General features: G+C 60.4%; 16 protein-coding genes. 10 read left to right on the forward strand and 6 right to left on the reverse strand.

All coding sequences use genetic code 11. From position 1 onward, the window contains the following. Window positions 1-53: 53 nt before the first annotated feature. The 4 genes from AWB67_RS27635 to AWB67_RS27650 all read right to left on the reverse strand — a co-directional run bounded on the left by AWB67_RS27635 (window position 54) and on the right by AWB67_RS27650 (window position 3,621). Window positions 54-1,535, reverse strand: a complete 1,482-nt coding sequence (locus AWB67_RS27635) for an aldehyde dehydrogenase (RefSeq protein ID WP_087659388.1) — start codon at window positions 1,533-1,535, stop codon at window positions 54-56. 54 nt (window positions 1,536-1,589) lie between these two features. After that, on the reverse strand, window positions 1,590-2,366 hold the full coding sequence (locus AWB67_RS27640; RefSeq protein ID WP_087659389.1) for an SDR family oxidoreductase: 777 nt from the start codon (window positions 2,364-2,366) through the stop codon (window positions 1,590-1,592). Window positions 2,367-2,370: 4 nt separating this feature from the next. Then, window positions 2,371-3,195: an SMP-30/gluconolactonase/LRE family protein gene (locus AWB67_RS27645; protein ID WP_062639699.1), complete on the reverse strand. Its 825-nt coding sequence runs from the start codon at window positions 3,193-3,195 to the stop codon at window positions 2,371-2,373. A 135-nt stretch (window positions 3,196-3,330) separates the two neighbouring features. Beyond that, window positions 3,331-3,621 (reverse strand): putative quinol monooxygenase, encoded by a 291-nt coding sequence (locus AWB67_RS27650; RefSeq protein ID WP_062639700.1) that lies wholly within the window; start codon window positions 3,619-3,621, stop codon window positions 3,331-3,333. Between the two features lie 353 nt (window positions 3,622-3,974). Between AWB67_RS27650 and AWB67_RS27655 the strand changes: the two genes are divergently transcribed. From AWB67_RS27655 to AWB67_RS27690, 8 genes are all read left to right on the forward strand, one after another. After that, window positions 3,975-5,618: a GMC family oxidoreductase gene (locus AWB67_RS27655; protein WP_087659400.1), complete on the forward strand. Its 1,644-nt coding sequence runs from the start codon at window positions 3,975-3,977 to the stop codon at window positions 5,616-5,618. 27 nt (window positions 5,619-5,645) lie between these two features. After that, on the forward strand, window positions 5,646-7,124 hold the full coding sequence (locus tag AWB67_RS27660; protein ID WP_087659390.1) for an NAD-dependent succinate-semialdehyde dehydrogenase: 1,479 nt from the start codon (window positions 5,646-5,648) through the stop codon (window positions 7,122-7,124). Between the two features lie 77 nt (window positions 7,125-7,201). Next, the gene (locus tag AWB67_RS27665) at window positions 7,202-8,167 is read left to right on the forward strand and encodes a sugar ABC transporter substrate-binding protein (RefSeq protein WP_087659391.1); all 966 of its coding nucleotides are present in this window, start codon (window positions 7,202-7,204) and stop codon (window positions 8,165-8,167) included. Window positions 8,168-8,235: 68 nt separating this feature from the next. After that, complete coding sequence (locus AWB67_RS27670) at window positions 8,236-9,204, forward strand: sugar ABC transporter substrate-binding protein (protein ID WP_087659392.1); 969 nt, start codon at window positions 8,236-8,238, stop codon at window positions 9,202-9,204. A 39-nt stretch (window positions 9,205-9,243) separates the two neighbouring features. Beyond that, window positions 9,244-10,794, forward strand: coding sequence for a sugar ABC transporter ATP-binding protein (locus AWB67_RS27675; protein WP_087659393.1), 1,551 nt, complete (start codon window positions 9,244-9,246; stop codon window positions 10,792-10,794). After that, complete coding sequence (locus tag AWB67_RS27680; RefSeq protein ID WP_235025354.1) at window positions 10,794-12,035, forward strand: ABC transporter permease subunit; 1,242 nt, start codon at window positions 10,794-10,796, stop codon at window positions 12,033-12,035. Before AWB67_RS27675 ends, AWB67_RS27680 begins: the two co-directional genes overlap by 1 nt. Before the next feature lie 48 nt (window positions 12,036-12,083). Next, window positions 12,084-12,287 carry a hypothetical protein gene (locus tag AWB67_RS27685; protein WP_087659394.1) on the forward strand — a complete coding sequence of 68 codons (204 nt, stop codon included), beginning with the start codon at window positions 12,084-12,086 and terminating at the stop codon, window positions 12,285-12,287. Between the two features lie 53 nt (window positions 12,288-12,340). Beyond that, window positions 12,341-13,666 carry an MFS transporter gene (locus tag AWB67_RS27690; protein ID WP_087659395.1) on the forward strand — a complete coding sequence of 442 codons (1,326 nt, stop codon included), beginning with the start codon at window positions 12,341-12,343 and terminating at the stop codon, window positions 13,664-13,666. 2 nt (window positions 13,667-13,668) lie between these two features. Here AWB67_RS27690 and AWB67_RS27695 read toward each other — a convergent pair whose 3' ends face one another. Both AWB67_RS27695 and AWB67_RS27700 read right to left on the reverse strand, forming a co-directional pair. Then, window positions 13,669-14,550 (reverse strand): amidohydrolase family protein, encoded by an 882-nt coding sequence (locus AWB67_RS27695; RefSeq protein WP_087659396.1) that lies wholly within the window; start codon window positions 14,548-14,550, stop codon window positions 13,669-13,671. 42 nt (window positions 14,551-14,592) lie between these two features. Further along, window positions 14,593-15,468 carry a LysR family transcriptional regulator gene (locus tag AWB67_RS27700; RefSeq protein WP_374729854.1) on the reverse strand — a complete coding sequence of 292 codons (876 nt, stop codon included), beginning with the start codon at window positions 15,466-15,468 and terminating at the stop codon, window positions 14,593-14,595. Window positions 15,469-15,636: 168 nt separating this feature from the next. Here AWB67_RS27700 and AWB67_RS27705 point away from each other — a divergent pair, with 168 nt between their 5' ends. Together AWB67_RS27705 and AWB67_RS27710 are read left to right on the forward strand one after the other, a co-directional pair. Then, window positions 15,637-17,061 (forward strand): MmgE/PrpD family protein, encoded by a 1,425-nt coding sequence (locus tag AWB67_RS27705; RefSeq protein ID WP_087659398.1) that lies wholly within the window; start codon window positions 15,637-15,639, stop codon window positions 17,059-17,061. A 34-nt stretch (window positions 17,062-17,095) separates the two neighbouring features. Then, window positions 17,096-17,860 carry an SDR family NAD(P)-dependent oxidoreductase gene (locus AWB67_RS27710; RefSeq protein WP_087659399.1) on the forward strand — a complete coding sequence of 255 codons (765 nt, stop codon included), beginning with the start codon at window positions 17,096-17,098 and terminating at the stop codon, window positions 17,858-17,860. Window positions 17,861-18,008 lie beyond the last annotated feature (148 nt).

An 18,008-nucleotide genomic window follows, 5' to 3' on the forward strand; every position in this document is an offset into this window, starting at 1 on the left:
ATTTTCTCGGCGTGGTGGTAAGTGCGTCTTACCGCGTATGACCAGGACCGCTGCTACCGCTGCACGAACGGATTCGCTGGCGCCCTCTCGGAGGTAGACAGAAAGACGCTCTTGGTCTCGAGGAACTCATGAACCGCTTCGATTCCGTTCTCGCGACCGATGCCCGACATCTTCATGCCGCCAAACGGCATCATGAAACTGTAGGCCCGGTATGTATTGACCCAGACGGTGCCGGCTTTCAGTGCCTTTGTCATGCGCATCGCTCGGCCGATGTTCGCGGTCCACACGCCCGCGACCAGACCGTAAATCACGCTGTTCGCCAACGCCACGGCATGTTGCTCGTCATCGAACCCGATGATGGACAGCACCGGACCGAAGACTTCCTCTTGCGCAATGCGCATGTCGTTAGTGACGTTCGTGAAGATGGTCGGCTCGACGAACTGGCCGCCCGTTACACCGGGACCGGCCGCGGGCTTGCCGCCGAGAATGCAACGGGCGCCCTCGCGTCTTGCGATCTCGATGTAGTCAAGCACCTTCGCATATTGAGGAGGCGTTGCGATGGGCCCGACGTTCGTCTCCGGCTGCATCGGGTCGCCGAGATTCACACCTCGCGCGAGAGCGAGCAGGCACTCAGTGAAACGCTCCTTGATCGAATTCTGCACGAGCAGCCGCGAACCGGCGATGCACATCTGGCCGGCCGCACCAAAGATGCCCGAGACGACGCCGACTGCGGCAGCATCGAGGTCCGCATCCTCGAAAACGATATTCGGCGACTTCCCGCCCAGCTCCATCGCGACGCGCTTCATGCCTCGGGCCGCAGTCTCGTAGATCCGCTTGCCTGTGATGTTCGAGCCGGTGAAGCTGATCTTTGCAACATCCTCGTGCTCGACGAGCGCAGCGCCAGCTTCGTTGCCAAAGCCCGTTACAACATTAAAGACGCCATCGGGGAGTCCGGCTTCTTTGGTGAGCGCAGCAAATTCCAGTGAACTCGCCGATGCAAATTCCGAAGGCTTGACGACGACCGTGCAGCCGGCGGCCAACGCGGGAGCGCACTTTAACGACAAAAATTGCAGCGGCGAATTCCATGCGGTCAGCGCCGCGACGACGCCCACTGGCTCATGCGTGGTAAAAGCGAAGACGTCGGCCTTCTCCACCGGCATGACCGCACCGTCGATCTTGTCAGCAAGCCCACCGTAGTAGTACCAGTATTCGGGAATGGTCTTCAACTGACCCTGCATCTCCGTGAAGACTTTGCCGTTGTCCCGCGTCTCTGTTGCGGCGAGTGGCGTGGCATGCTGGACGATCAGATCGCCTATGCGCCGCATCACCTTGCCGCGCTCGGTTGCTGTCATCCGGCTCCACGGGCTGTCGTCCAGCGCGCGCTTGGCGGCCTTTACGGCACGGGCCGAATCTTCAGCCGTCCCGCGAGGGATCCTTGCCCACGGCTCTCCGGTGTAAGGATTCACTGTGTCGATCCACTCGCCTTTCGCGGGATCCTCGTGCTTCCCATTGATCCACAGCTGATATGTCTTCACGCACCTGTCTCCATGATCCCGCGAACGCATCGAACCTAGGCGTCGACTTGTCGGTCAGAGGCCTGCTGTCTGCCCGCCGTCGACCACGACTGCATGACCGATCGCGAAACCCGCTACATCAGAACACAGCCAGAGGACCGTATTGGCGATCTCCTCCGGGCGGCCAAGGCGGCCAATGGGCTCTTGCGCGATCATCCGCTTGCGGTTCTCTTCGGTGCCTTGCGTGAAGCGGCCGATCATCGGCGTATCGATGATGCCCGGACACACAGCGTTGATGCGCACGCCATCTTTGCCGTACTCGAGCGCTGCCGACTTTGTGAGACCAATGACGCCGTGCTTAGACGCACAATAAGCGCCTTGACCACGGATGCCAACCACGCCCGCGCCAGACGATGTATTGACAATCGAACCGCCGCCGTTTTTGAGCATGATCGGGATCTGGTACTTCATGCAGTAAAAGACGCCGCCGAGATTCACGCGCAGGATGCGTTCGAACGCTTCGTCGGGAATCTCGGCCGTGTAGGCGAGCGCCTGCTCGATGCCTGCGTTATTGAACGCGAAGTCGAGCCGGCCGAATTTATCGATCGTTGCGGCGAGCGCCGCTTGCACGTCGTCGGGCTTCGAGACATCGCATTTCACCGCGAGCGCGCGAACCCCCTCCGCTTCGACCATCCGCACAGTCGCCTGTGCGCCTTCTTCCGAGAGATCGACCACGACGACATCCGCGCCTTCCTGCGCGAAAGCCAGGGCAGTTGCCTGCCCGATGCCGTTTGCCGCGCCGGTCACGAAAGCCACTTTCCCTTCATAGTTCCACTTGCGATGAGTCGTCATTGCTTCATATCTCCGTTTTGAATATGGCGCTGCGCGGCTGTCGCGCTTGCAGTTGTTCATCCGATCCGAGGTACACGCAACAATAGAGTGTATTTCCCTCTCTGCCGCCTAGCGTGCATGACACGGCGTTACCCTCGAACCGTATGCGGTCCGTGATCTCGCCACCTTCCACTACACGAACGAACTCGCCGGTGTTATAGCAACCCGCCCAGATGGCGCCGTGCTTGTCTGCACAGATCCCATCGGGCTGTCTGCCCTTGAGGTTCGCGAAGAGACGCCTGTTGGATAGCCTGCCGTCATTCGCTCTGTCGTACGCAGTCAGCCTGCAGCACCAGGTCTCGGCTACCACGAGCGTGCGGCCGTCGTCCTTGATCACGGCTCCATTGGGGAATTCCAGTCCCTCGGCTGCGACGCGAATGGAACCGTCAGGCTCGACCGCGTGCATATCCGTCGGTCGTATCGGCGCTCCGCCGAACAGGTCGTAGCCGAAATTCCCGACATAAACGCGGCCGGCATCATCGACGACGAGATCGTTGAGGTCACCACTCGCTATATCGCTCAGGTCCGCATAAACCGAAAGGGCGCCGTTCGACACCATCATTAGTTTCCTTTGCGCGCATGACACGACAATGGGCGTCTTGTCCGGCAGAAAGCCGATTCCCGCCGGGCGTCCCGGTACCTCACAAACGACGCTGCGCGTACCGTCTTCAGCGACGACATAAAGCTTGGAATCGAAAACGTCTGAGACCCAAAGGCGATTGTCAAACCAGCGTGGCGCCTCCAGGAAGATGAAGCCGTCGGCCACAAGCGTCGCCTGATGCTCTTTCATGGATATGCTCTTGTAATGGAAATGACGCGGTGAGGTGTCTCCTTTCGAATCAGGTTATTGCCTCGTTGCCTCTCAGGTCCAGTTCGTTTTTGTTCGCTCGACGGTAAGCAAGGCTGAAGGCCCATCTTGAACCGGTTATTTCCCTTTCTTCAGCACATGAATCTTGTTGCTCTCGACCCAGCCTTCGGTTTTCGTCAGGTAAGCCTTGACATGCGGCGATATGCAATGCGCGTTGAAAGTTTCCAGGCTTTCCCATCGTTCGATAAAGACGAAGCAGCGCGGCTCTTGCATATCGCGGTACATCTCGTACTGAAGCACGCCGTCTTCTTCGTGAACGGGCGCGAGCAAGCCTTCGAGCGCGTCGGCCAACTTCTCCTCGTAGCCCGGCTTTGCAAAAGAGATGGCAATCGCGGATACCTCGGACATGGTGTTCTCCGGTCGACATGGAAAAAGGAAAGGCGAGGATATACGCGAGCTTCGGAGAACAAAAGCGCGCTCTTGCGATAGGTCAGTGCAAATCGCAACGTCGCAGGCAATCAGACGAGGCCGCGGACTAGGTGTTTCCCTTAGGAAGCGCGGGCTTTGAATGATCGGCCACCCTAATGCCGACAGGCGAAAGACGCTGTGACGGGCGTCTGCGGACGGTCTGCATGCCGACCGAAGATCAGTTCAGCAATGCTTACCCTCAACGCCAGAAAAACCAACTAGACCTAACCGTCGAGTGAGAAATAACCTTCATCAAACAGCAACGCCCACTTATGAACCAGCAGTTGGACGGCATGGAAATCTACGACTACATCATCATCGGAGCGGGATCGGCGGGCTGCGCGCTTGCACGTGGCCTGAGCGATAACCCAGAGAACAAGGTCTTGCTTCTGGAAGCCGGGCCTCCCGCCGACAGGTTCTGGGTGAACACACCGGCCGGCATGGCGAAGCTGTACTTTCATAAAGAGCTCAACTGGAATTACCACACCGATTCGATGCCGGCGCTTTACAACCGAAAGATGTATTGGCCGCGCGGTAAGACACTGGGGGGCTCGAGTTCCATCAACGGAATGATCTTTATTCGTGGACATCGTAACGACTTCGACAGTTGGCGCGACCTGGGAAATCCGGGGTGGGGCTACGACGATCTCCTGACGTACTTCAAACAGATGGAGCACAACGAGCGCGGCGCGAACGACTATCGCGGCGCAGGCGGACCGCTGTGGGTCAGCGATCCCGTATTGAAGGTCCGTAGCTCACGTGATTTTATCGAGGCCGCGGCGCGTTTGGGCGTTCCTCCCACGGAGGACTTCAACGGTGCAGTGCACGACGGCGTCGGCTTCATGCAGCACACCATTCGCGGAGGACGACGCTACTCCGCCTACACGGCCTTCGTGGAACCCGTGCGTCACCGGCGCAACCTGACGGTGCTGACCGAGGCCGCTGTGCAACGCATCGTGCTGAAGGGCAATGTGGCGACAGGTGTCGAAGTCGTTGTTAAGGGAGAGCGTAGGACGTTCGATGCAGCGAAGGAAGTGATTCTGTCGGCCGGATCGCTCAACTCGCCGCAGATACTCATGCTATCCGGCATCGGGCCGGACGAAGAGTTGCAAAGACACGGCATTAAAACGCTCGTTGACATACCGGGCGTGGGGCTCAATCTCCAAGACCACTTTTATGTGCATGGAAGCTATCACTCGACGCCGGATAGTTCCTACAACCTCGAATTGGGCGGCTTCCGGCAGTATCTCGAAGGCGCACGCTATCTGCTGACGCGCAAAGGCTATCTGGCGCTCGGCTCCTCGCAAGTCGGCGCCTTCGTGAAGAGCCGTCCCGAAGAAGCGTATGCGGACTTGCAGATCAGCTTCCGGCCGATGACCTTTACCTACCATCCTGGCGGCCAGTGCGAAGTGGATCGTCAGCCAGGCATGGGCGTATCGGTGTACCTGCTGCGTCCGCGCGCCACTGGGACCGTGACCTTGCGCTCTTCGAAGCCTGACGATCCCGCCGTGTTCAAGCCCAACTTCCTGAGCAACGACGACGACAACAGGGCGATGATCGCGGGCGTGAAGATGATTCGTCGAATCATGTCGACGGCGCCGATCGCATCGCGCGTCATCGAAGAAGAGATTCCCGGTCCGATGGTCGAGACGGACGAGCAGATTCTTCAATGGATGGCGATGACCGGCAACTCCGCACACCATCAGGCGGGCACCTGCAAGATGGGCCGCGACCGCCTCGCTGTCGTGGATGAGCGCCTGCGCGTGAGAGGGGTCGAGCGCTTGCGGGTGGCGGATGCATCGATCATGCCGCATCTCACGTCGGGTAACACCAACGCGCCGTCCATCATGATCGGCGTGAAGGCGGCCGACATGATTGCGAAGGACGCTTCGTCTCGTCGAGACATTCGCGAGATCGAGAGAGTGTCCGCGGTCTGAACCAGCTAAGCAAAAGGAATTTCTTCAATGTCAACCGCAAGTCTTCAAAGCGATCAAAGCAAGGTGCAAACTCATTATCCGCGCGTCGGTCTGTTCATCGATGGCGAGTGGATCTACGACCGCGAAACAGCGGTCGAAGTAAGAAACCCGGCTACGGAAGAAGTACTGGGACAGGTGCCGAAGGCGACAGGCGACGATCTCTCGCGTGCCCTGGACGCAGCCGCACGCGGATTCTCAATCTGGCGCGACACACCGCCCCAGCAGCGCGTCAAGATCATCCAGAAAGCAGCGGCTTTGATGCGCGAGCGGCTCGAGCTCATCGCCACAACGATCACGCTGGAAAACGGCAAGCTCTACTCCGATGCCTACGCGGAAGCCGACCGTTCGATGAACTTCTTCGAATGGAATGCGGCGCAGTCACTACGCGACTACGGGTTGATCGTGCCCGGCGAACCGCAGATGCAGAAGTTCATCTTGCGGCAGCCGATCGGACCGGTGGCCGCATTCACGCCGTGGAACGTACCGATCAGTTCGGCCGCCCGCAAAGTCAGTGCCGCTTTGTCGGCGGGGTGCTCAGTCATTCTGAAGGCGGCCGAAGAAACGCCCGCTACCGCATGTCTCGTGGTGAAGGCCTTCGAAGAGGCGGGGTTGCCGCCTGGCGTGCTGAATCTCGTGTTCGGCAATCCGGCGGAAATATCGTCGGCCCTCATTGCTTCGCCTGTCATTCGGCTCGTCACGTTTACGGGGTCGGTGCAGGTCGGCAAGCACCTCACGCAACTCGCCGCGGCGGCTATGAAGCCCGTCTTGATGGAACTCGGCGGTCACGCTCCGGTACTGGTCTGCGAGGGTGTGAATGGCGCGGCAGTCGGACGGCTCGCGGCGCGCGGCAAGACGAACGCGAGCGGACAGATCTGCGCGTCGCCATCACGGTTCATCGTTCACAGCAGCGTGTATGACGACTTCGTCGCCGCTTTCGCCGATGCGGTGAAGGATGTCCGCGTCGGCGACGGCTTCAGCAAGACCGCGCAGATGGGGCCGGTGGCAAGCGCACGGCGGCTGGCGGCCATGCAATCTCTCGTGGCGGACGCCCGGCAACGCGGAGCGCGCGTGGCTGCCGGAGGCGAGCGCATTGGCGAACGAGGTTACTTCTTCGCGCCGACCGTTCTCGCCGACGTCCCGAACGACGCCGACGCAATGACGATAGAGCCGTTCGGCCCGCTCGCCGCATGCGTGCGCGTGGACGATCTGGGCGAGGCCATCGCGCTCGCCAACAGCCTATCGGTCGGGCTGGCCGCGTATGCCTTTACCAACTCATTGGAGGACGCCGAGCGTATCGGCCGCGAGCTGGAGTGTGGCGTCCTCTCCATCAACCATTTCGGCACGCCGGACGCCGACACGCCTTTTGGGGGTGTCAAAGACAGCGGTATCGGACGTGAAGGCGGCCCATCAACGCTCGACGCCTATATGGTCACGAAGACAGTGCTGCAAAAGACAGTGCGCATGTAAGAAAAGCTCAATACAAGAAGACCCGTTCAGAAACGAGCGCAAACGTTGGACCAAATAAAACATATTGGAGACAAACGATGGGCACGTTTCAGAGGCGTCTTTTGAGCGCAGGCGCGGCGAGCCTGTTGCTAGCCGCTGGTGTTGCAGGCGCGAAGCAAATCACGGTTGGGTATGTCGCTGCGGGATTGCAGTATCCGTTCAACGTGGCTGTCGCGAAGGGATTCGAAGAAGCGGCCAAGGCAGCGGGTGCCAAGGCTATCATCCTCGACCCGAAGACGAGCGTCGAGAAGCAAGGCAACGCGATCGACGACCTGATCTCGCAGAAGGTCGACGGCATCGCTTTTCTGCCGCTGGATGGCGTCGTCGCGCAAAGCTGGGCGGACCGCGTAGCGGCGCACGACATTCCGCTCGTCTCGGTGGCGACCGAACTGGGCGATCCGCAGAAGCGCTCCATCCACGACGTCTATCCGAAGCTCGCCGCGCTGGTGCCGAGCGACGAGGTGCATACGGGCTATAACGCGGGGGAGATTGCGGCAAAGCTGCTGCCGAAGGGACGCGTCGCGAACATCGCGATCGTGGAAGGCGCGCCGGGTTATCCGCAGGTTTGGCAGCGCACGAAAGGCTTCAAGGATGCGTTGGACAAGGCCGGAGCCAAGTACCGCATTGTCGCGTCCCAGCCGACCGACTGGACCGCCGAAAAGGGCGAAGCCGTCTGTCAGAACATCCTGACCGCTCACCCCGATGCCGATCTCTTTTACAACCAGGCCGATGACATGGTCGTTGGCTGTGCACGCGCTGTACACGCGGCCGGTTCCAATGCAAAGCTCGTCGGCTGGGGCGGCTCTCGCCTGGGCATTGCGGCGATCAAGGCGGGTGCGGTGGATGGCACCGTCTGCGTCCAGCCGGAGCAGATGGGCCAGCAGGCGTTCAAGGCGCTTTACGCCGCCGTGACGAATCCCGGCGCACCGAAAGGCAAGTTCATCGAAATCCCTACGCCCGGCGTCACTAAAGAGAACGTGTCCAGTTGCGTGCCTCAATGGTAAACGCCGCCCACAACACGATCCAAGTAACGAAAACAGCAAGACAACATAACAAACCGACGGAGACACACATGAAGAATCAATTCAGGAAAGTGGGCGTGATTTGCCTGGCGAGCGCGTTTGCGTTCATGGCGGACGTCGCTCTGGCGAAGGACATCACGCTCGGCTACGTTGCCGCGGGCATGCAGTATCCGTTCAACGTTGCGGCCGCCAAAGGCTTCGAAGCAGCGGCGAAGGCGGCCGGCGTCAAGACGATCGTCCTCGATGCGAAGACGAGTGTCGAGCGCCAGGGGAATGCGGTCGATGACCTCATCGCGCAAAAAGTCGATGGCATCGCCGTCCTGCCGATCGACGCCGTGGTCGCGCAAGCCTGGGTCGATCGAGCCGCGTCCCACAACATACCGATCGTGGCCGTGGCGACGCAGGTCGGTGATCCGCAGAAGCATCCTGTGAAGGATGTTTATCCGAAGCTGACCGCGCTGGTCGCGAGCGACGAAGTGCATGCCGGATACAACGCCGGGCAAATCGCGGCGACGCTGCTGCCCAAGGGGCGCACGGCGAATATCGCGATCGTCGAGGGTGCGCCCGGTTATCCGACCGTATGGCAGACCACTCAGGGTTTCAAGGATGCGCTCGACAAGGCGGGGATCAAGTATCGCATCGTCGCCTCGCAGCCTACCGACTGGACGCCCGAGAAAGGCGAATCGGTCTGCCAGAACATGCTGACGGCGCACCCGGACATCGATTTGTTCTTCAATCAGGCCGATGACATGGTGATCGGCTGCGCTCGCGCGGTCCATTCCGCAGGCTCGCACGCAAAGCTGATCGGGCGCGGTGGATCGCGTCTTGGCATCAACGCGATCAAGGTCGGCGACGTCGATGGAACCGTCTGCATCCAGCCCGGAAAAATGGGGCAACTCGCGTTCAAAGCGCTGTACGCAGCGGTGACGAACCCCGGCGCGCCGAAGGCACAGTTCGTCGATGTCGACACGCCTCAGGTCACCAAGGCGAGCCTCGCGCAATGCGTGCCCGAGTGGTAAGCACGAGCGACGACAACCGATGTGGCAGGAGAGAGACAAATGGCAAACGAAGTCCCGCTGTTGCAGCTTGAGGGTGTGACGAAGACATTCCCGAACGGGCTGACTGCACTTCGCGGAGTCAATCTGGAAGTGTCGCGCGGCACGGTGCACGGGTTGCTGGGCGCAAACGGCGCCGGCAAATCGACGCTCATCAAGATTCTCTCCGGCTCGCTTGCAGCCACCGGCGGACGAATCGTCTGGAAGGGCGCCGCGGTCGAATATTCGAGTCCGAAAGCCGCGAACGACATGGGCATTGCGACCATCCACCAGCACATTCCGCTCGTGCCGACGCTCTCAGTGCTCGAGAACGTGTTCCTTGGCGAAGAGGGCCGGTGGCGACGAAACACGAAGATACGGCAGCGGTTCTCGGAATTGTGCGAGCGCGTCGGATACTGGCTCGAGCCGGACGGTCTGGTAAGCGATCTGTCCATCGGGCAGCGTCAGATGGTCGCGATTTTGCAAGCGCTTGGCACGGGCGCCGAAATGATCGTGATGGACGAGCCGACAGCGTCCCTTGCCGCAAGTGAACGCGAGGTGGTTTATCGCATCGTGCGGCATCTTTCGAGAGTTGAAAAGAAGGCGATTGTATTTGTCTCGCATTTTCTCGATGAAGTGATCGCGCTCACGGACCGCGTGACGATTCTGAGAGATGGGCAGGCGGTGGTGGACGCGCAGACGCGTGATCTCGACGAATCGCGTATCGCTGAAGCCATCGTCGGCCGGCAGATCGTCGCGCTCGAACAGGCGACGCCGCGGCCCGTCGACGCGGCGGCCCCTGTGCTGCTTGAATTGAAGGGCCTCGCGTCTCAAGACAAGCTCGAACCGATCTCCTTGAGCGTCAGGGCCGGCGAAGTCGTGGGCATTGCCGGGCTCCTCGGCTCGGGTCGCAGCGAGCTGCTGCATGCGATCTTTGGCGCGGACCCAGACGCTACGGGAGAAGTACGCGTTGAAGGCCGGCTGCTCGGCCGGTCGACGGCGGCCGCAGTGAAGGCGGGACTGGCTCTCGTGCCGGAGGACCGTATGGCGCAGGGTCTCGTGCCTGGCTTCGAAATTTGGCGCAACACGACGCTTCCCGCGCTCGATGGCGTATCGCGCGGAGGCTGGCTGCCGGACCGGATGCAAGAGCAGCAGCGAGGCGCAGAGGCCATCCGGCGCTTATCGATCAAGGCGAACTCGCCGGACATTCTCGTAACCGAACTGAGCGGTGGGAACGCGCAGAAAGTGACCATTGCGAAGTGGTTGTTCAGCGATGTAAAGGTGTTCCTGCTGGACGAGCCGACCGCCGGAATCGACATCGGTGCGAAGACCGACGTTCTGTTGCTCGTGCGAGAACTGGCGGCCGCGGGAAAGGCGGTGATCGTTGTATCGTCGGAGTTCGAGGAGATTCTGGCGGTGAGCAGTCGAGTCCTGGTCATGCGTGATGGACGCTGCATCGCCGAGCGCCTGGGCCACGAAACCTCCGAGCACGAACTGATTCTGCTGTCAGGCGGCACGAGTGCAAACTCGGCGAGCACGCCACATGCAGCCGCGCAATCTTCAAAGAGTGAGTAATGATGAACCTGACGACTTCCACCCATTCCGGCCCGTCTCACGGCGGCAACGGTTCTTCGGGCGGCCCAACCGAGGGCGTGACCGCTACGACGCAGACACAGGCGACGGACTGGCGGCGCTTACTCGGTCTGCGCGAGATGGGCGTCTACTACGCCCTCATCTTGCTGGTAATGGTCATCTCTGCCGTCACGGTTTATACCGGCAGGCCCAGTTACCTTAGTGTGGCGAATATCTCCAACGTTCTTTATCAGGCGTCGCTGGTTGCGATCATCGCAGTTGCAATGACGGTGATTTTGATCACTGGCAACTTCGATCTTTCGGTCGCTTCGGTGGCGGCGCTTTCGGCCGCAGTGGTCGTCGGGCTCGCGGATACCGTCGGCTTCTGGCCGGCTGCGCTCATCGCGATGCTGGTCTCGGTTTTGGCCGGCCTGTTGAATGGCGCGATCGTTCAGTATCTCGGCATTAACGCGTTCATCGTGACGCTGGGCACATTGACCGCGATTCGCGGAGTGGTTCAGATCTATACCGATGGCCGCTCGTTATCGGTGGACACGCCCGACGCCTTGCAGGCGATGCGGCTCTTTGAATCGGGTCGACTGCCCATCGCCGTTCCGCTCATCGTCATCGGCGCGACGCTGCTGTTGGCGGGATGCTATTTCCTGGTTCGCGCGCGCCGCGAATCGCGCAATGTCCCGGTGACGTCGTTCGGCATGCTGGCAGGTGGAGTCTGCTGCCTCGCTCTGGTCGGGGCCGGCGGGATGTCGCTCGCCATGCCGAAGCCCGTCGTGTATATGGCAGTTTTCACGTTGATCGTCTGGTTCGTTCTGAGCATGACCAACGTTGGCCGGCGGGTCTACGCGGTAGGCGGCAATCCCGAGGCAGCGCGTTTATCGGGCATCAACGTAAAGCGGTACAAGATGGCAGGCTTCATTCTCTGTAGCGCGGCGGCCGGCTTCGGCGGAATCCTGTTCGGCAGCCGTCTGGGCGCAGTCAATCCGACTGCGATGCAAGGCGCGGAATTGACTGTCATCGCTTCGGCGATTCTTGGCGGCACGTCACTGTTTGGCGGCGCAGGCTCCGTGATCAAAACGCTTGCGGGCGCGCTGCTGCTCTTCACCCTGACAAACGGATTCAACATACTGAATCTGGGCGCGAACTATCAGGGCGTCATCGAGGGAACGGTGGTCGTGACGGCAGCGGCCATCTATACGGTCGGCGGTACGCGGCGTCGCAAGCGGTAAGCCGTGTCCGCACACGTTGCGGATTGCACGTTGCGTCGGGAGCCGTTGATGCTGACTGATCGTTTCATCGGTTCCGCTGCGCTGACGGCTGCCGACCGGGAGATCATTTCGCAAGGGTTGACCGCGCTCTTGCGGGAACGGTCAGTGGCCTACGAGATCGCAGTGGACGTCGCGCTTTCTCGCGGCCTCGCCCGACCGGACGTGCGCGATTTTGGCCTGCCCGACATCCTCCGTCTCAGCCGAATAATCTAGCAGAACCCATTGTTGAGCGCGTTTGTTCATAGAAGCGCTTCTGGAGAAGAAAGGTGACAAAGCAAAGCTCGATCCGGACGCTCTCGACCGGCTCCATCGGCAACTTCGGCGAAATCTACGACTTCGCGGTGTTCGGATTCTCCGTTCCGATTCTGTCGGCTCATTTCTTCCCCGGCAGCGATCGCACCGCCGCGCTACTCAGTACGTTCGCCGTCTATGCGGTTGCGTTCTTCGCACGACCGCTCGGCGGACTGTTGTTCGGCGTCATGGCGGACAAAGTAGGCCGCGTGAAAGTCATGGCAATGACCGTCTGGTTGATGGCCCTCGGCACCGCCGTAATCGGGCTCTTGCCCACGTATGCGAGCATCGGCATTGCAGCGCCGGCGCTACTGGTCTTTTGCCGCATTGCTCAAGGTCTCGCACTCGGTGGCGAGACGACGGGCACGACCAGCTTCATCCTCGAATCGGCGCCGGATGACCACAGAGGCGGCTGGATTGGCCTGACCTTGATTTTCTCGCATCTGCCCAACGCGTTGGTGGCGGGACTCTTGATCGGCCTTCAGTTTGCCGCCGGTGCAAGCGCGTATGCCGACTGGGTCTGGCGCGTTCCATTTCTGGCGGGCGGGCTTATCGGCATCGTCGGGTTCTGGCTGAGGCGCAATCTCGACGAACCGGACGAATACAAACAGGCGACTAGCAGAACCGATTCGAAGAATCCGCTGCGCACCGCAATCCGCACAGGCGGCCTCAGGGGCATGCTGAATGTGGCGATGATTCAGCCCATACAGACCGTCGGATCCTACTTGCTGCTGGGATTCATGTACACGTTCCTGGTTCGGGTGGCGAAGCTCGACCCGACATCGGCGCTCATCACGAACGCGGCGGCCATCGTCGTACTGTCGTTCATGATTCCGCTCGGCGGCGTATTAAGCGACCGGCTCGGGCGCAAGCCCGTCCTGTCCTTCGGCGCTGCCTGGCTCGCGTTCGCGGCGTATCCCGGCGTGTATCTCGCGGCAACCGGAACGATTGCCGGCGCGCTTGCCGGTCAACTGCTGCTCGCCGTGGGAGTCGGGCTGTATGGAGGCGCCTGCTTTGTTGCCGCGCCGGAGTTCTTTCCGACTGCCTTTCGAGCCACCGGGCACGCGATCTCCTACCAGGCCGCGGTGGCAATCTTCGGCGGGACGACGCCATTCATCGCGACACTTCTCGTTCAGGCGTCCGGCTCACCGCTCGCGCCCGCTTATTACGTGGCATTGGTTGCAGTCGTTTGTCTCGTCCTCGTGCAGTTCGTGCCGGAAACGAGAGGCGTGAGTTTGCGTACATCTGGCAGTGCAACGCCGAACGAGGGCGCTTCGCGCGTCGCACATGAACTGAGATAAGGTCAGGCCGGTTGATCCAGGCGATAAGTCTTGATGGCGTTCTCGCGAAAGATCTTGCGCCGGTCAGCGTGCGACAGGTGCTGCGTGACGCGGTCGACGATATCGACCCATTGCCCGTAGCTTGCCGCGAGTTCCAGCACAGGCCAGTCGCCGCCGAAAAGCACCCGATCCACGCCGAAGCGGTCGATCGCGTGGTCAATGAGCGGCAGCACCTGGTCTTCGCTCCATGTCGCATGATCGGCCTGCGTTAATAAGCCGGAGACCTTGCAGACGACGTTGGGGAGCGACGATAGCTCCCTCATGGACTCGCGCCATGAACCAAGCCGACTCTCCTTCACCGCGGGCTTGCCCATATGGTCCAGCACAAACGACACCGAAGGGCATCGTCTCACCATCTCGATCGTATGTTCGAACTGAGGTCGATCGATGCAAATATCGAAGGAAAGATGGTATTTCGGCAATAGATTGACGGCTTCCAGAAAGTCGCGCTGCAAGATGACAGCCGAGTCGGGCATGTTCTGAATAAGACGGCGTATGCCGCGAACCGCGTTCAGACGCGACAGACGCGCCATCTCCGGCTCGATGGACAAGCCTTCTTCCATCCTCAGGCAAGCGATACACGCCATGATGCGTCGGTCATCGATGGCCGCCGAGACGATCCATTCCGCTTCATCGAGATATTGCGGCATGTCTACATCGGCTTCGACGAAGACGAAGCCTTGGACTTGGTAGGGCTTCGAAGCGCTTGCGAGGTCGTCGGCAGTCCAGTCGCGGTCGAGCTTTGTGGCGCCGGTCGCCCACGACGAGCCGCCCGACCACGAATAGCCGAAGCGTTTTCGGTCGAGCAGATGGATATGCGAGTCGATGATCGGGAAGTCGATCATTGTAAATAGTCCCTTGAATAGTGCACGAACGTGGACGCGCCCTCACAAGCCGAGGTGATCCTTTCCCGCGAGCCACGCAATCAGATGTTCACGGAAGCCCTCGGCCGCGGGAGACACATCGCGAGTCGAGGAGTGGTAAAGGCAGACTTGGCGCATGACTTCAGGTTGGATGATCGGGCGCATCACGAGGCCGAAGCGCCGCCCGAGCAGCCCGACGTAAGCGGGCGCGATCACGAGCCCGAGTCCCTCGGCCGCCATGCCGAAAGCCGTGCTGATGTTCTCGACGATCTCGACCGGCGTAATGCGGTCATTCGCATGGTATTCGCCATGCGTGAGCGAGATCGTGCGCTCATAGTCTCGCCCGGCGACGACTAGCGGATAGTGCCTCAATTCGGCCCATGAAATCTCCTTGCGTTCGACCAACGGATGCCCGGCGGCAAACCACAAGACCCACGCGCTTTTGAAGAGGTCGAGCCGCGCGACACCATCGCTTACCGTCTGGTCCGGGCCGACGGCCAGGTCCACTGCGGCGCTGCTGACGCTATCGACAAGATTCTCTACTGACGTGTCCCGTATACGCACGAGCACCTTGGGTTGGGATCCTGCGTAAGCCTTGACCGCTGCGGGCAAAATCGTGCTCGCCAGAATAAGCGGCGCGGCCACACGAACAATGCCGGCCGCACGATTACGAATGTCGTCCGCCGCTGCCTGTGCGAGTTCCATATGCGCGAGCACGCATCGAGCCGAGCGATGAAACTCACGGCCTGCGGGAGACAAAGCAACACTGCGCGTTGTGCGATCGAAAAGCCGGAAGCCAATCGAGGACTCCAGTTCGGCGACGAGCTGACTAACGGCGGATGCAGACAGATTAAGACGCTCTCCGGCTTTGGCGAAGCTCTTGACATCAGCTACGGTCACGAGCGCCGAGAGTTGTCGTGGCGTGAATCGAGGAAGGGACATGGACCGCGCGATGCATCGCATTATTAAGTGTTTCTTAAGAATACCTCACGATTCATCGCTTGTTCATCGGTGTATCTCCTAGCAAACTGATGCTCAGTCAATTTGCGGAATCGAGAGAGCCATCACATGAACGCGCATAACCCTTCTGAACACGCTGATTCGCAATCCATCACGCCTGCCGGCGACCTTTGCCATGTCTTCTCCAACCACGTTGCAGATACCCGGTTCGAAGACCTGTCGCAAGAAGCCGTCGAAGCGGCCAAGAAATCCATTCTCGACATCATCGGTGTAACGCTCGCCGGCAGTGGCATGGAGCCCGCGGTACGCGGCGTGGTCGACGTTATCCTGGATGCAGGCGGGCGACCGGATGCTTCCGTTCTCGGGTTCGGCGGTAAAGCGCCGGCGCAGTCGGCCGCGTTTGCTAACGGCGTCATGGCGCACTGCCTCGATTTCGACGATCAGACGCCCTGGGGCGCGCACCCCGACAGCTCCGTCGTTCCGGCTGTGCTTGCACTCGCCGAACGCAAAGGACGGGTCTCGGGGCGTGATCTGATCACAAGCGTCGCGCTGGGACAAGACCTGTTCGTGCGTCTGCGCTGCAACGTTCAATGGCGACAGGACTGGAACCTCTCGTCTGTCGTCGGCGCATTCTCGGCCGCTGCTGCGGCGGCCTACGTCCAGGGGATGAGCCGCGAGCAAATTGCGCATACGCTCGGCATTGCGAGCATGCAGTCGAGCGGGACGATGCAGGTCATCTTTGGCATCGGCAGCGATCTTCGCGGAATGTACGCCGGGTTCACGGCACAGGGCGCTGTGATGTCGGTGCTGCTGGCAAAGAAGGGCATTACGGGAATCGCGGAACTATTCGAGGGAAAGGCGGGCATCTTCAACGTCTACTTCGGCGGAAAGTACGACCGGGAAAAGATGGTCGACGGTTTGGGCAAGGAGTATCGCGGGGCCTCGATGTTGTACAAGGCGTGGCCGGCCGTCGGGAACGTGCACACATACATTCACGCCACCATCGAGTTAATGAAAGAGCATCAACTGAAGGCGAGCGACATCGAGCAAATTAAGGTCTTCGTCGGAGACTTCCATCAGCGCATGTGTTATCCGCTGGAGCTGCGACGCGCGCCCGCGACGCTCGTGGACGCGAAGTTCAGCCTTCCATTCTGCGTCGCGCTTGCAGCGGCGCGCGGACAGATCCATATCGCTGATTTCAGCGCGGCAGCGTTGCGCGACCCCGAGGTGCTTGCAATCGCTCAGAAGGTCGTTCCGGTAGAAGACAGCAGCCTCGACTGGAAAGTGAAGATCCCGGACGGTCGCATGGAGATCGTGACCCGCGAAGGGCGTCAGTTGGTACGCGTCGGCGACAACGTGCCGGGAAGCCCCGAAGCACCGATGTCATGGGACGCGCTCGCCACTAAATTTCGCGATTGCGCTTCGGTTGCGGCGAGGCCGCTTGCGGTGGAGCGAATCGAGGAAGCAATCAACCTCGTGCGCAACCTTGAGTCGCTAGAGGATTCGACGATGCTGTTCAACGCAGTCATCTAATCGCAGGCTCATACATCAACAGGGAGACAGCGGCATGAAGCGATTTGAACGTAAGGCGGTGGTCGTGACGGGCGCTGCCAGCGGTATTGGAGCGGCGTGCGTTCGCCGGTTGTGGGAAGAGGGCGCGTCGGTGGCGCTGGCGGATCAAGATCAGAGCGGAATCGACAAGCTCGTCACCGAGTTGCACGACGACGTTCGCATCTTTGGCGGAAAGCTCGATGTGTCGGACGCGGAACAGGTCCAGCGGTTCATCGTCGAGGCGCAACAGAACCTCGGGAAGTTGCACGGTCTGATCAATTGCGCTGGCATCAAGGGTGTTGGCAACGTGCTGGATTGCGAGTCCGAGAACTGGAAGAATGTGATGTCGGTGAACCTCGACGGCACTTTCCTCATGTGCCAGGCATTTGCACGCGCGGTTCAACATGACGAGACGTCACGCGCCATCGTGAACATTTCGTCCGGGGCGGGAATCATGGGTGTGCCGAACCGGCTGCCCTACGTGGCTTCGAAGTTCGCTGTCTCAGGTATCACGCGCACGATGGGCGCAGAGCTTGGGCCTTACGGTATTCGAGTAAACGCCATCGCCCCTGGCATGATCCGCACGCCTTTTACGGCCTACATGTTCGACGATCCGGAGAAGGCCAAGCGTATCCGGGCCGCTCACGCGATAGGTCGCGAAGGTCAGCCCGAGGAAATCGCAGCGGTTGCCGCGTTTCTGTTGTCCGATGACGCAAGTTTTATGACGGGCGCGATTGTCTCCGTCGATGGCGGTCAGACGGCGTGCATCCCGTCCATATGATGGTTCATTCCAGTCAGTCCTCAAATAGCAGCTTCGCAGTCCCCCGGCGTCACACTAGATGTCGCCTCTGAATTTTTGTTATTTGAAGAACTCAGAGGTGCAGGTTGAAGACGAAACAGACGTATTCTGTAGAATTCAGAGAGCAGGC

Origin of the sequence: Caballeronia terrestris (genome assembly GCF_001544515.1) — a bacterium.
Lineage (GTDB): Bacteria > Pseudomonadota > Gammaproteobacteria > Burkholderiales > Burkholderiaceae > Caballeronia > Caballeronia terrestris.